Below are 12957 nucleotides of genomic sequence, written 5' to 3' on the forward strand. Positions count from 1 at the left end.
ATTAATGATGCGTCAGCTTATACGCACCAGCGCCATCGGTGCGTTGTTTGTGAGTTCAGCGGTATTTGCCGCACCGAAAATGACCATTGATTTGACCTTACCTGAAATTACTGAGGGTCAGTATCACAGACCCTATGTGGCAGTGTGGGTTGAGGATGCCAAGGGTCAAACCGTTAAAACCATAAGCCTATGGGTATGGGATGAGGGGCATAAATGGCTCAAGGATATTCGTCGTTGGTGGCGAAAGGCTGGGCGCGAAGACATGAGCTTTGTTGACGGTATCGCCTCGGCGACTAAGCCCGCAGGCCATTACAAAATTGATTGGGACTTAACGGATGATGCGGGTAAACCGCTGACTCCAGCCTCCTACACAGTGTTTATCGAAGTGGTACGCGAGCACGGTGGGCGTGATCTTGTGAGACAAAATATTGATTTAACTGCGGGGGATTTTACCGCCCAGCTACCAGCGACCACTGAAACTGGCGTGATTGATATTCGCTTAAGCGGTATGACTCGCTAAGCCTTGCACTTTACTGAAAGGATATGAAGATGAAACTACGTTTACTTGCCTTAGTTAGCGCGCTCTGCATCAGCCCATTGGCGAGCAGCCATGATCGCTGGATTTTACCTAGCCACTATAATGTCTCGGCCGAAAGCCAAGAGGCGGTGTGGATCACCTCCGACGTTTCCGCCAGTAACCAAGTGTTTATGTTTGATAAACCGGTCACCGCAAGCGATGTGCGAGTGTACTTACCCGATGGTAAGCCAAGCTCCCCAAGCTCAAGCTACACTGGTGGTCGTAAATCGGTTTTCGACGTGCAATTATTGCAAGATGGTACCTATAAGTTCGAGAAAGAAGTCACGCCGAGATACTTTTCTGTCTACAAAATCAAAGGTAAAGAAGGCATGGTACGCAGTCGACTCGATAAAAAAGCGACAGCGGCCGTGATGCCAAAGGATGCCTATGAGCTTAAAGGCTCATTAAATGTGGCGCGGGTCGAAACCTATGTGACTCGCAACAAACCCACCGATAAGGTATTAGCGCCGAAAGGTGAATACTTGGAATTGGTGCCTATTACCCATCCCGCTGATATTGTTGAAAATGAACCCGCAACACTGCAGTTTGTTTACGATGGTAAGCCTGTCGAAGGCGTGAGTGTGGCGATCATGAAGGATGGCAGCCTGTACCGTAACAAGCCAGAAGAAATCAGTTTAACTTCGGATAAAGAAGGTAAAGTGGCGATGACGCTGCCAGCAGCTGGTCGTTATCTGCTGCATGCCTCTATTGAACGTCCAAGTCCTGATAAATCGCTTGCCGATAAAACAGTTAGCGAAATCTTTTTGACCTTCGAAGCAGGGCTTGAATAAGCGCATGCTTTAACGCTCCCCATGCCCACGAATTCATTTGTGGGCATTTCCTACTTAAGTTCGCACTATTATACTTTGGCACTAGCATCTGAGCCTGAGCTTCAGTAAGCTGCACTGGTGTATCGTTCTTGATGCATCCCAAGCGCATAACGATTAGAATAGCGCAATTCCACCCCAATTTGACTGTGTTGACCTTTAGCGTCGGCACGGGTTGCTTTTGTTTTAAAGGAGACGAAAGAAGTTATGACTAAGGTTCCTATGACAGTTGTCGGTGCAGAACAGCTGCGTAAAGAGTTAGATATGCTCAAGTTTGAACGTCGCCCGAAAATCACTGAAGCGATTGCCTCAGCGAGAGAGTTAGGCGACCTAAAGGAAAACGCGGAATATCATGCAGCCCGTGAAGAGCAAGGGATCTGTGAAGCGCGTATCCGTGACATCGAAGGCAAACTTTCTAACGCGCAGATCATCGATGTGACTAAGATGGTGAACAATGGTCGTATTATTTTTGGCGCGACTGTCACTATCTTAAATTTGGATACCGATGCAGAAGTCACTTACCGTATCGTGGGCGATGATGAAGCCAACATCAAAGAAAACCTGATTTCAGTTAATTCTCCGATTGCCCGTGGTTTAGTGGGTAAGAATGAAGGTGATGAAGTGTCGATTGCCACCCCAGGTGGTTTGACCGATTACGAAATTATTTCGGTACAATATATCTAAGTCTTAGTACGCCAGACTCGATTGTTTTACCGATAAAAAGCCGCCTAGGGCGGCTTTTTTATGCCCTTTTTATACCTAAAACACTGCAAGATCAGAATCTTCAGCGCACAAATTCGCAAGATGGATAAAGTTTAACTTGCCTCTAAAGCGGTAGTTACCTAAGCTGCATGCTTGGAGTTTTCTATGTATTCATCAGGTTCTTTACGAAAGCTATCCAAGAAAGTGTGGTTTCTTCTGTAAATATTTCATCACGTAAATGGTTGCGTGTACCTTTTAGGAACTGAGTTTGATTAAGCACTGGCGCCAAGGATTAATGTTACTCTGCATGTCGATCATCTTGATCGCCCATGCGGGTGGCTATGCGCCGCGCAGCTTAACCGCGCAGCAACTGCATTTAGCGCCTCAAACGGTAGTGACAACGGTGCTTACCGCGGATACGCTTTCACTCTCTATGCAAGAGAGCACTGCCTCACATCACTCAACGCCACCATCGACTGCGAGCGATAGCAAAGCTGTCTGCATAGCTTCAGATAATACACAAGCCACCGATTGCTCAGAGTCTGAATTAGTCAGTCACTCGGATGATTTTAACTTTGCTCCGATAAACTCCCAGCGTTTTATCAATCTTGTTCAGCATGATATGCGTGAGGTGAAACCTAATTATCTGTTGGCTTTCGAGTTTGTGCCTGAGCCCGCGCCTGCATTAGGGGAAAATATTCGCCTCGATGCTCGTCCGGATTGGACCCTCTTAGCCGAGTCTTCACCCGCGCGGATCTCCGGCTGGAAAGTCTCCAACCTTCAATATCGCTTTAGTCAGCAAGCCGCTTAACTCACTTCTCTGTCGCAAGTTAGTAAGGCTTATCCAGCAAGATACCGTTTGAGTTTGTCACCTGAACTATACGCTTCTACGGATACCTTTGATTAACTTTGCATTTTGTCATCCGAAACCTGTACCCGATAACCTAGCGTCAAAGCCTGCGGAGTGATTGCCGAAGGTGCGACTAAATCGCATTGGATTTAAATCCATTCGGCTTAGACGAATTTAACTGGTTATCACCATTGAGTTTGCAAGCGCTTAGCGCACTCCTTGTGGGAGCCGTGTTTACAGGTTTCACCGTACATACAGTGATTGTTCGCTCATGTTTATTAGCGCTACAGATGGCTATCAGATCGGGCAATACCATGCGAGTGATATCTATGGATAAAATTCAGAGTAAAAAGCTGCTAAATCATTATTCAGCTTGGAAATACGTTGTGCTTATCGTCACGATTATCGTGATGTTATTTAGCGCCTTACCGACTTGGTATGGAGAAGACGCCGCCGTGCAGGTGGGCGCTAAAGCGGGGCTTAATTTAACCCCCATTGAACTGCGGGATAAATTAAAGGCGCAGGGCGTTGAGGTTAAGCGTATCGAAGTTAAGCATGCCCAACATGGCAGTGCCAACAACTCAGAAGACGGGCAAACGCTTATCGTGCTCAATGATGACAGCGAGCAAACCTTGGTAAAGACCTTAGTGTCATCCATGGTGAATGAGCCTAAAGAGCTCACGCTGGCACTGGTGAGTGCTGCGCCGAGTTGGCTGCAAAATATGGGCTTTGAACCGATTAAACTCGGGCTCGATTTGCGCGGTGGGGTGCAATTTTTGCTGGATGTGGATGTGCAGCCTGTCTATCAAGCCCAAGCAGATGCATTAGTTGAGTCCCTTCGACAGTTTTTGCGTGAACAGCAAATTCGCGGCGCCAGTGTGCGTATTGATAGCACGCGCGATGACGCAGGATTGCAAATAGCAATTGCATTTAATGACGCGGCTCAATCCACCAATAACACACGCTCAACCATTCGCCAGTTTATGCAGCAAAGCTACCCGACTTGGCAATTAACCAATGCGGATAATGGCTTAGTGGTAAAACTCGCTCAAGAAGAGCAAATCAAGTTACGTAATTTAACCGTGCAGCAAAACCTGCAAATTATGCGTAGCCGGATTGAGGAGCTGGGTATCACTGAGGCTCTAGTACAGCGTCAGGGCGAACACCGTATCCGTATCGAACTCCCCGGCGTACAAGACCCAGCTGCCGCGAAAAACGTGATTGGTGCGACCGCAAGTTTGGCCTTTTTTGAAGTTAAAGAATCGGGTTCAGTGAACGCACAGGTGCTGAAGGATAAATCTGGCAATCCTGTTTATGTGGCTCGCACGCCAGTATTGGGCGGCGATCATATTGTCGATGCCCGCGCCAATATTGGCGAAATGGGCATGGCCGAAGTGAACATTCACCTCGACCGTATCGGTGGCAAAAAAATGTCGGAGTTTTCCCGCGCCAATATCGGTAAGCCGATGGCAACGTCTTACAGCGAATATAGCCGGGATGAGCAGGGAAAAGCTAAGCAAACCCAAGAGATCATTAGTGTCGCAACCATTCAATCACAGCTCGGAGATCGCTTTAGAATTACGGGCGCTGGCACCTATCAAGAGGCGCAGCAATTAGCGCTGCTGCTACGCGCGGGCTCAATGACGGCGCCCGTGACCATTGTTGAAGAGCGCACCATTGGCCCGACCCTTGGCGCCGAAAACATTCAAAACGGGTTTGCTGCGCTCGGCCTTGGCATGGGAATCACCTTGCTGTTTATGGCACTCTGGTATCGCCGTCTTGGTTGGGTGGCCAATGTGGCCTTGATTGCCAACATGGTTATTCTCTTTGGTTTGTTGGCATTGATCCCCGGCGCGGTATTGACCTTACCAGGCATTGCCGGTCTGGTGTTAACAGTCGGCATGGCGGTCGATACCAACGTACTGATCTTCGAGCGGATTAAAGACAAGTTGAAAGAGGGGCGCAGCTTCGCTCTGGCTATCGACACTGGCTTTGACAGTGCATTTTCAACCATTTTCGACGCTAACTTCACCACTATGATCACCGCGGTTGTGCTCTATTCCATCGGTAATGGCCCCATCCAAGGCTTTGCCTTGACCTTAGGTTTAGGTCTGCTGACCAGTATGTTTACCGGTATTTTTGCCTCAAGAGCCTTAATCAACCTTGTTTATGGGCGTGATGCGCGCCGCCATGTGAGGGTATAAGTATGAAGAATATCAATCTGACTAAATGGCGCTATATTTCGAGCGCTATCTCTATCTTTTTAATGCTGGCCTCACTCACTATCATCGGGATGAAAGGCTTTAACTGGGGCCTAGACTTTACGGGCGGTGTGGTGACCGAAGTTCAGCTCGATAAACGGATCACCAGTAGTGAGCTGCAACCCTTATTAAATGCGGCTTATCAGCAAGAGGTGACGGTGATTTCGGCCAGTGAGCCTGGGCGTTGGGTATTGCGCTATGCCGACACTGCACAAAGTAATGTTGATATTGCGCAAACCTTAGCGCCACTAGGTGAGGTGCAAGTGCTGAACACTAGTATTGTCGGCCCGCAAGTGGGTAAAGAGTTAGCCGAGCAGGGCGGTCTTGCTTTGTTGGTGGCCATGCTGTGTATTTTAGGGTATTTGAGTTATCGCTTCGAATGGCGTCTCGCCTCAGGTGCGATATTTGCACTGGTGCACGACGTGATTTTTGTACTCGCCTTTTTCTCACTAACCCAAATGGAGTTTAATTTAACCGTGCTCGCCGCCGTGCTGGCGATTTTAGGTTATTCGCTCAACGATTCGATCATTATCGCCGACCGTATTCGGGAGTTATTGATTGCTAAGCCGAAACTTGCAATTCAAGAAACGAATAACCAAGCGATTGTGGCAACCTTTTCCCGAACTATGGTGACCTCTGGAACCACCTTAATGACGGTCGGAGCGTTATGGATTATGGGTGGTGGGCCGTTAGAAGGATTCTCGATAGCCATGTTTATCGGCATCTTGACTGGCACCTTTTCATCCATTTCTGTTGGTACTTCATTGCCTGAGTTTTTAGGATTAAACTCTGAACATTATAAAGTACAAGTCATCACCGACACGCCTTAAGTGCTAAAAACAAAACGGCCACTCGCTTGAGTGGCCGTTTTGTTTAAGGCTGGAAAATTACTTCGCTCTTGGCAGAGCAATTTTCATTTCAGGCGATTGACGATAAATCACCAGAATATGACCAATAAGTTGCACTTTTGCAGATTGAGTTTCACGTACTATGGCATCAACGATGGCATTTTTTAGCTCTCTATCGGTAGAGGCTACTTTCACTTTAATCAGTTCATGATAAGCGAGTGCGCTTTCAATTTCAGCGAGTACACCTTCAGTCAATCCATTGGCACCAAGCAGCACCACTGGCTTTAAATTATGCGCCAGGCCTTTTAAATGCTGTTTTTGTTTGGTTGTTAAGTTCATTTCTACCAACTTTTGCTGAGTTACTGTTGAAAAACCGCTATTCTACCCTTATATAGCCTTTGTGTAACTCTCAATTGTTGCGGATTTTAAATGTCAGGTAAAAAACGTACGGCCAGTTCCACCCGTTGGATGCAGGAACACTTTGATGATCATTATGTCAAACTAGCACAGAAACGGGGATTGCGTTCTCGCGCTGCGTTTAAGCTTGAGGAGCTCCAAGAAAAGGACCAGTTGATCCGCCCAGGAATGACAGTAGTTGATTTGGGGGCAGCGCCAGGTGGTTGGTCTCAGGTAGCCGTTAAGCTAGTCGGAGACAGAGGTAAAGTTATCGCCTGCGATATTTTGCCAATGGATCCCATCGTCGGCGTGGATTTCTTGCAAGGGGATTTTCGTGAAGAGAAAGTGCTCGAAGCATTGCTAACTCGCGTCGGTGCGGATAAGGTTGACGTTGTATTATCTGATATGGCGCCCAACATGAGTGGTTCCGATGGTGTCGATCAGCCGCGCGCCATGTATTTAGTCGAACTGGCGTTAGATATGTGTCATCAAGTATTGGCACCTAACGGCAGTTTTGCGGTCAAAGTCTTTCAGGGGGAGGGGTTTGACGAATATATGAAGGCGGTAAAAGACGCATTCAAAGTAGTAAAAACACGTAAACCGGACTCGTCGCGGGCACGCTCCCGTGAAGTCTATCTTGTGGCGACAGGGTACAAGTTGTAGTACCCTAGCGTTAATCATCGCAAGACTTTATGAGGTCTAGTAATTTGAGTGACATGGCAAAAAATCTAATACTCTGGGTTGTCATCGCCGTCGTGCTGATGTCAGTGTTTCAGGGTTACTCCCCCTCTTCTTCGTCATCGCAGAAGATGGATTATTCTACTTTCCTAGACAATGTTCGTGATGGACAAGTCGCCAGTGTTGAAGTGAAAAGTGACCAACGTACTATCGAAGGTTCTAAGCGCACGGGTGAAAAATTCACGACCATCATGCCACTGTATGACCAAGATTTAATTAATGATCTTGACCGTAAAGGCATCACCATGAAAGGCCAAGAAGCCGAAGAATCGGGTTTCTTAACCCAGATATTTATTTCTTGGTTCCCGATGTTGCTGCTGATTGGGGTATGGATTTTCTTTATGCGCCAGATGCAGGGCGGCGGTGGCAAAGGCGCAATGTCCTTTGGCAAGAGCAAAGCCAAGCTGATGAGCGAAGACCAAATCAAGACCACTTTTGCTGACGTTGCAGGCTGTGATGAAGCCAAAGAAGAAGTGAAAGAGCTGGTCGATTATCTGCGTGATCCAACCAAATTCCAAAAACTGGGTGGCCGTATTCCAACGGGCGTGCTCATGGTTGGCCCACCAGGTACTGGTAAAACTCTACTGGCTAAAGCGATTGCGGGCGAGTCAAAGGTACCTTTCTTTACCATTTCAGGTTCTGACTTCGTAGAAATGTTCGTCGGTGTCGGTGCCTCTCGTGTGCGTGACATGTTTGAACAGGCGAAAAAATCTGCGCCATGTATCATCTTTATCGACGAAATCGATGCCGTAGGTCGCCAACGTGGCGCAGGCTTAGGTGGTGGTCACGATGAGCGTGAGCAAACCCTTAACCAAATGCTGGTTGAGATGGACGGCTTCGAAGGTAACGAAGGGATTATCGTGATTGCGGCGACCAACCGCCCTGACGTATTGGACTCTGCACTGCTGCGCCCAGGTCGTTTCGACCGTCAAGTGGTTGTTGGTTTACCGGACGTTCGCGGTCGTGAGCAAATCCTTAAAGTGCATATGCGTAAAGTGCCACTTTCTGAAGATGTGAAAGCAAGCGTAATTGCCCGTGGCACACCTGGTTTCTCTGGTGCTGATTTAGCAAACTTAGTTAACGAAGCGGCTCTGTTTGCGGCGCGTGGTAACCGCCGTGTTGTCGGTATGGAAGAGTTCGAGCGTGCAAAAGACAAGATCATGATGGGTGCAGAGCGCCGCTCTATGGTGATGTCGGAAGCCGAGAAAGAAATGACGGCATACCACGAAGCGGGCCACGCGATTGTGGGCTGTTTAGTGCCAGAGCATGACCCTGTGCACAAGGTAACCATTATCCCGCGTGGTCGTGCGTTAGGTGTGACCTTCTTCTTACCTGAGGCCGATGCGATTAGCCAAAGCCGTCGTAAGTTAGAAAGCCAGATTTCGGTTGCCTACGGTGGTCGTTTAGCCGAAGAGCTGATCTACGGCAGCGAAAAAGTGTCTACAGGCGCTTCGCAAGACATTAAATATGCGACATCGATTGCCCGTAACATGGTGACCCAATGGGGCTTCTCCGACAAACTCGGTCCATTACTCTATGCCGAGGAAGAAGGTGAAGTGTTCTTAGGTCGTAGCATGGGTAAAGCCAAGGCGATGTCCGATGAAACCGCGACGCTTATCGATGCCGAGGTGAAAGCCTTTATCGATAAAAACTATGGCCGTGCTAAGCAAATCCTGCTGGATAACATCGATATTCTGCATTCGATGAAAGACGCGCTGATGAAGTATGAAACCATTGACTCACTGCAAATTGACGATTTGATGAACCGTCGTGAAGTGCGTCAGCCTGCCGATTGGCAAGCGGATGACAATGGTTCAAACGACAAAGGCAATGGCAAAGGTGAACCTGCCGTTAAAGTCGACGAAGTGGTAAAAACCGCTCCCGTTGAGGCAGAGCTGAAAGATGCAGATGAGTCACCCGTTAAGTAGCGGTTGTTAATTGAAAGAAAACCCCGTTAAGGGGTTTTCTTGTTTTATCTTGCTAGAAAATTGACTGCGCTGTCATTCAATATAAATCAGTCACATGAGTGAACCGCGCAGAAAACGGATGAAACGCGCTAGCAAGCTGTCCCAAATGGAGTCAATGCGTGTTTGAATTAATTGCTGGAACCAAACGCTTATCCTTAGCTTCGCCCGTCGTGATGGGTATTTTGAATGTTACTCCTGATTCTTTTTCCGACGGTGGAAAGTTCTCTTCCTTTGAATTAGCTTGCCAACATGCCGATGAGATGGTCGCCCAAGGGGCGCTTATCATCGACATCGGTGGCGAGTCGACAAGGCCGGGTGCGGCCGATGTGACGGTTGAGGATGAACTCGCACGGGTGATCCCTTTGGTAGAGTATGTTGCCAAGCACCATGATGTGTGGATTTCGGTCGATACCAGTAAACCAGAAGTGATGCGCCAAGCGGTGAATGCCGGTGCGCATTTAATCAACGATGTCCGCGCATTATTAGAGCCTGGGGCTTTAGAGACCGCGGCACAACTGAATGTACCCATCTGTTTGATGCATATGCAGGGCGCGCCGCGCACTATGCAAACGGCGCCTGAATATCAAGACCTTGTTGCTGATGTGTCTCAATTTTTGAGTGAGCGTATTCAAGCCTGCATCGAGGCGGGGATCCCGCGGGAGCGATTGCTAATCGACCCAGGTTTTGGCTTTGGTAAAACCTTAGAGCATAACTATGAACTGCTAGCGAAGTTAGAGCGTTTTGAGCAGTTTGATCTGCCGATATTGATAGGTTTATCCCGTAAGAGCATGATAGGAAACCTCCTTGCTAGACCGACCTCCGAGCGTCTAGCGGGGAGCCTTGCTGGTGCCATGATAGCGGCCCAGAAAGGGGCACATATCATTCGTGTCCATGATGTCCCTGAAACTGTCGATGTGCTGAAAGTGTTACAAGCGACACAGGCATATCTATAAAGGCTATTTTTGTTAAGTATTTTATTAATATTATGATCCCAACCGAAGGGACACATTGAAGTTTGTGGGGCAATATGAGCGAACGTAAATTTTTTGGAACCGATGGTATTCGTGGCAAGGTAGGTTCAGGCCAGATGACTCCCGAGCTGGCATTAAAGTTGGGTTGGGCTGCAGGGCGGGTGTTATCCCGCAGCGGCACCAAAAAAGTGATTATTGGTAAAGATACCCGTATTTCGGGTTATATGTTTGAGTCAGCTTTAGAGGCGGGTCTTTCTGCAGCCGGCCTGAACGTGATGTTGATGGGGCCAATGCCAACACCTGCCGTGGCTTATCTCACTCGCACGTTTCGCGCCGAGGCGGGGGTGGTGATCAGTGCATCCCATAATCCTTATTACGATAACGGCATTAAGTTTTTCTCAACCGATGGCAGCAAGCTTGACGATAATCTAGAGCTGGAAATTGAAGCCGAATTAGAAAAGCCCTTAGAATGTGTTGAGTCACATCTATTGGGCAAAGTGTCACGTATTGAAGATGCGCGGGGCCGTTATATCGAATACTGCAAGGGCAACTTCCCTGCGGATCAAACCCTCACAGGGCTAAAAATTGTGGTGGACTGCGCTCACGGTGCGACCTATCACATTGCTCCTGCGGTATTTCGTGAGTTAGGCGCTGAGGTGATTACCATTGGTGATAAGCCCAATGGCGTCAACATCAATGACAAAGTGGGCGCCACGTCCATGGCGAAAATTTGCGAAACCGTATTGACCGAAGGCGCCGATTTAGGGATTGCGCTTGATGGTGACGGCGACCGTATCATGATGGTCAACAGTCGCGGAGAGGTCATCGATGGTGACCAAATTCTCTATATTCTGGCCTGTGATGCTAAAGCCCGTGGCGTGCTGCGTGGTGGCGTTGTCGGTACGCTAATGTCTAACTTAGGTCTCGATTTAGCCTTGCAGGCCTTAGATATTCCCTTTGCCCGCTCTAAAGTGGGTGACCGTTATGTGATGGAGTTACTGAAAGAACTCGATTGGCGCATTGGCGGTGAAAACTCGGGCCATATCCTTAACCTCGACCATGGCACAACGGGAGATGGTATCGTGGCGGGTATCTTAGTGCTGGCGGCAATGCGTCGACAAAATGCCACACTAGAGCAACTCACTGCCCCGATGGAGATGTTGCCACAGGTGTTAGTTAATGTGCGCTTTGAGGGGGAACACGACCCATTAAGCTCAGATAAAGTTAAAGCCGCTCAGGCTCAGGTTGAGTCACAACTGGGTGCCCGAGGTCGCGTATTGCTACGTAAATCCGGTACTGAACCGTTAATTCGTGTGATGGTTGAAGGCGATGATCACAATACAGTGTTAGCGCACGCCAATTTAATTGCAGATGCGGTAAAATCGGCGAGCTAATCAAGTTAATCTTTCGTTGAGTGCAGCTGATACCGATTAAAAATGAAGGTGTTAGCTGCATTAATGAGCAAGAATAGGGTTTGGCGTGTAAAAAGTAAGCATTCCAACCTAATATCTGAAAAATTTCGAATTTAGCTATTGTAACTTAATAAGTGGTTCGCTATTATTCACGCCGCTTTCAGAGGAGACAGTGATGGCACTCAGACGTCCTATGGTAGCTGGCAATTGGAAGATGAACGGCAGTGCGGCATTAGCCCAAGAGTTGTTCAAAAAATTTGCCTCAAAGCTCCAAAATGATTCAGCTGAAGTGGTTTTATGCCCGCCTTCTATCTATCTAGAAAGCGTAAGGCAACTGCTAGAAGCAAACAAGGAAGCGTTAGACGGTTCACTTGTTAGGATGGGCGCTCAGAATTTAAGTCAACATGACTTTGGCGCTTATACCGGAGAAGTTTCGGGCCAGATGCTTAAGGATTGCGGATGCCGATATGTCATTATCGGGCATTCAGAACGTCGCCGTATGTACGGAGAGACGAGTAATATCGTAGCGGAGAAGTTCGCCGCTGCACAAAAGCACGGTTTAACCCCAATCTTATGTGTGGGTGAATCCGGTCCAGCACGTGAAGCAAGACGTACCTTCGAGGTGATTGCGGAAGAGTTGGATATAGTGATCCAGAAAAATGGCACTATGGCTTTTGATAACGCCATTATCGCTTACGAGCCATTATGGGCTGTAGGGACTGGTAAGAGCGCGACACCAGAGCAGGCACAAGAAGTACATGCGTTTATACGCAAACGTCTCTCTGAAGTGTCTCCGTTTATCGGAGAAAATATCAGGATTTTGTACGGTGGCAGTGTGACACCGAGTAACGCGGCAGATTTATTTGCCCAACCTGATGTTGATGGTGGACTGATTGGCGGTGCCAGTTTAAACTCTACCGAGTTTTTAAGTCTGTGTACCATAGCGATGAGCGCATAATATGTATGAAGTTTTAGTTGTTGTTTACTTGTTGGTTGCATTAGGTTTAATTGGCCTGATATTAATCCAGCAAGGAAAAGGAGCTGACATGGGGGCCTCGTTTGGCGCCGGTGCATCAGGTACCTTATTCGGTTCAAGCGGTTCAGGTAACTTCCTGACACGTACAACGGCGATTCTGGCCATTGCGTTTTTCACCTTAAGTCTGCTGATTGGCAACTTAAGTGCAAACCACGCAAAAAATGAAGATGCATGGAAAAATTTAGGTGCTGATGAACAGGTAACTCAACCAGTTGATCAAGCAACCGAAAAGTCAGAAACCAAAATTCCTGACTAGTAAAAGGTGTCGCCGAGGTGGTGAAATTGGTAGACGCGCAGCCTTGAGGTGGCTGTGTCCTAACGGACGTGCGGGTTCAAGTCCCGCTCTCGGCACCATAATATAGCTAAGTGAGA

The 12957-nt window shown here is 48.1% G+C and carries 13 protein-coding genes and 1 tRNA gene; 13 read left to right on the forward strand and 1 reads right to left on the reverse strand.

From position 1 onward, the window contains the following. Positions 1-7 precede the first annotated feature (7 nt). From EYR25_RS04145 to secF, 6 genes are all read left to right on the forward strand, one after another. Positions 8-520, forward strand: a complete 513-nt coding sequence (locus tag EYR25_RS04145) for a DUF2271 domain-containing protein (RefSeq protein ID WP_039978915.1) — start codon at positions 8-10, stop codon at positions 518-520. 29 nt (positions 521-549) lie between these two features. Further along, positions 550-1368, forward strand: coding sequence for a DUF4198 domain-containing protein (locus EYR25_RS04150; protein ID WP_011716132.1), 819 nt, complete (start codon positions 550-552; stop codon positions 1366-1368). Positions 1369-1611: 243 nt separating this feature from the next. After that, complete coding sequence (gene greA, locus EYR25_RS04155; protein WP_039978624.1) at positions 1612-2088, forward strand: transcription elongation factor GreA; 477 nt, start codon at positions 1612-1614, stop codon at positions 2086-2088. Positions 2089-2401: 313 nt separating this feature from the next. Continuing rightward, the gene (locus tag EYR25_RS04160; RefSeq protein WP_133182733.1) at positions 2402-2917 is read left to right on the forward strand and encodes a hypothetical protein; all 516 of its coding nucleotides are present in this window, start codon (positions 2402-2404) and stop codon (positions 2915-2917) included. A 368-nt stretch (positions 2918-3285) separates the two neighbouring features. Further along, positions 3286-5160 (forward strand): protein translocase subunit SecD, encoded by a 1875-nt coding sequence (gene secD, locus EYR25_RS04165; protein WP_133178633.1) that lies wholly within the window; start codon positions 3286-3288, stop codon positions 5158-5160. 2 nt (positions 5161-5162) lie between these two features. Next, positions 5163-6047, forward strand: a complete 885-nt coding sequence (gene secF / locus EYR25_RS04170; protein WP_023268282.1) for a protein translocase subunit SecF — start codon at positions 5163-5165, stop codon at positions 6045-6047. Between the two features lie 57 nt (positions 6048-6104). Here secF and yhbY read toward each other — a convergent pair whose 3' ends face one another. Continuing rightward, positions 6105-6404: a ribosome assembly RNA-binding protein YhbY gene (yhbY, locus tag EYR25_RS04175; RefSeq protein WP_011716136.1), complete on the reverse strand. Its 300-nt coding sequence runs from the start codon at positions 6402-6404 to the stop codon at positions 6105-6107. A 90-nt stretch (positions 6405-6494) separates the two neighbouring features. Between yhbY and rlmE the strand changes: the two genes are divergently transcribed. The 7 genes from rlmE (at position 6495) to EYR25_RS04210 (ending at position 12939) form a co-directional block, all read left to right on the forward strand. After that, positions 6495-7124: a 23S rRNA (uridine(2552)-2'-O)-methyltransferase RlmE gene (gene rlmE, locus EYR25_RS04180; RefSeq protein WP_023268281.1), complete on the forward strand. Its 630-nt coding sequence runs from the start codon at positions 6495-6497 to the stop codon at positions 7122-7124. Positions 7125-7153: 29 nt separating this feature from the next. Next, positions 7154-9127 (forward strand): ATP-dependent zinc metalloprotease FtsH, encoded by a 1974-nt coding sequence (ftsH, locus tag EYR25_RS04185; RefSeq protein WP_039978623.1) that lies wholly within the window; start codon positions 7154-7156, stop codon positions 9125-9127. A 158-nt stretch (positions 9128-9285) separates the two neighbouring features. After that, positions 9286-10119 (forward strand): dihydropteroate synthase, encoded by an 834-nt coding sequence (gene folP / locus EYR25_RS04190; RefSeq protein ID WP_133178634.1) that lies wholly within the window; start codon positions 9286-9288, stop codon positions 10117-10119. 74 nt (positions 10120-10193) lie between these two features. After that, positions 10194-11531, forward strand: a complete 1338-nt coding sequence (gene glmM, locus EYR25_RS04195) for a phosphoglucosamine mutase (RefSeq protein WP_023268278.1) — start codon at positions 10194-10196, stop codon at positions 11529-11531. A gap of 193 nt (positions 11532-11724) precedes the next feature. After that, positions 11725-12507, forward strand: coding sequence for a triose-phosphate isomerase (tpiA, locus tag EYR25_RS04200; RefSeq protein WP_011071430.1), 783 nt, complete (start codon positions 11725-11727; stop codon positions 12505-12507). 1 nt (position 12508) lies between these two features. Beyond that, the gene (secG, locus tag EYR25_RS04205; RefSeq protein ID WP_011716140.1) at positions 12509-12841 is read left to right on the forward strand and encodes a preprotein translocase subunit SecG; all 333 of its coding nucleotides are present in this window, start codon (positions 12509-12511) and stop codon (positions 12839-12841) included. An 11-nt stretch (positions 12842-12852) separates the two neighbouring features. Further along, a tRNA-Leu gene (locus tag EYR25_RS04210) sits at positions 12853-12939 on the forward strand. Positions 12940-12957: the final 18 nt, after the last annotated feature.

Origin of the sequence: Shewanella decolorationis (genome assembly GCF_004354305.1) — a bacterium.
Taxonomy (GTDB): domain Bacteria; phylum Pseudomonadota; class Gammaproteobacteria; order Enterobacterales; family Shewanellaceae; genus Shewanella; species Shewanella decolorationis.

Bases quoted from the DNA above. Each gene is read 5' to 3' on its own strand.
- glmM (WP_023268278.1), top strand. From the start codon at position 10,194: ATGAGCGAACGTAAATTTTTTGGAACCGATGGTATTCGTGGCAAGGTA.
- ftsH (WP_039978623.1), top strand. From the start codon at position 7,154: ATGAGGTCTAGTAATTTGAGTGACATGGCAAAAAATCTAATACTCTGG.
- EYR25_RS04150 (WP_011716132.1), top strand. From the start codon at position 550: ATGAAACTACGTTTACTTGCCTTAGTTAGCGCGCTCTGCATCAGCCCA.
- greA (WP_039978624.1), top strand. From the start codon at position 1,612: ATGACTAAGGTTCCTATGACAGTTGTCGGTGCAGAACAGCTGCGTAAA.
- EYR25_RS04145 (WP_039978915.1), top strand. From the start codon at position 8: ATGCGTCAGCTTATACGCACCAGCGCCATCGGTGCGTTGTTTGTGAGT.
- EYR25_RS04160 (WP_133182733.1), top strand. From the start codon at position 2,402: ATGTTACTCTGCATGTCGATCATCTTGATCGCCCATGCGGGTGGCTAT.
- rlmE (WP_023268281.1), top strand. From the start codon at position 6,495: ATGTCAGGTAAAAAACGTACGGCCAGTTCCACCCGTTGGATGCAGGAA.
- secG (WP_011716140.1), top strand. From the start codon at position 12,509: ATGTATGAAGTTTTAGTTGTTGTTTACTTGTTGGTTGCATTAGGTTTA.
- secF (WP_023268282.1), top strand. From the start codon at position 5,163: ATGAAGAATATCAATCTGACTAAATGGCGCTATATTTCGAGCGCTATC.
- tpiA (WP_011071430.1), top strand. From the start codon at position 11,725: ATGGCACTCAGACGTCCTATGGTAGCTGGCAATTGGAAGATGAACGGC.
- yhbY (WP_011716136.1), bottom strand. From the start codon at position 6,404: ATGAACTTAACAACCAAACAAAAACAGCATTTAAAAGGCCTGGCGCAT.
- secD (WP_133178633.1), top strand. From the start codon at position 3,286: ATGGATAAAATTCAGAGTAAAAAGCTGCTAAATCATTATTCAGCTTGG.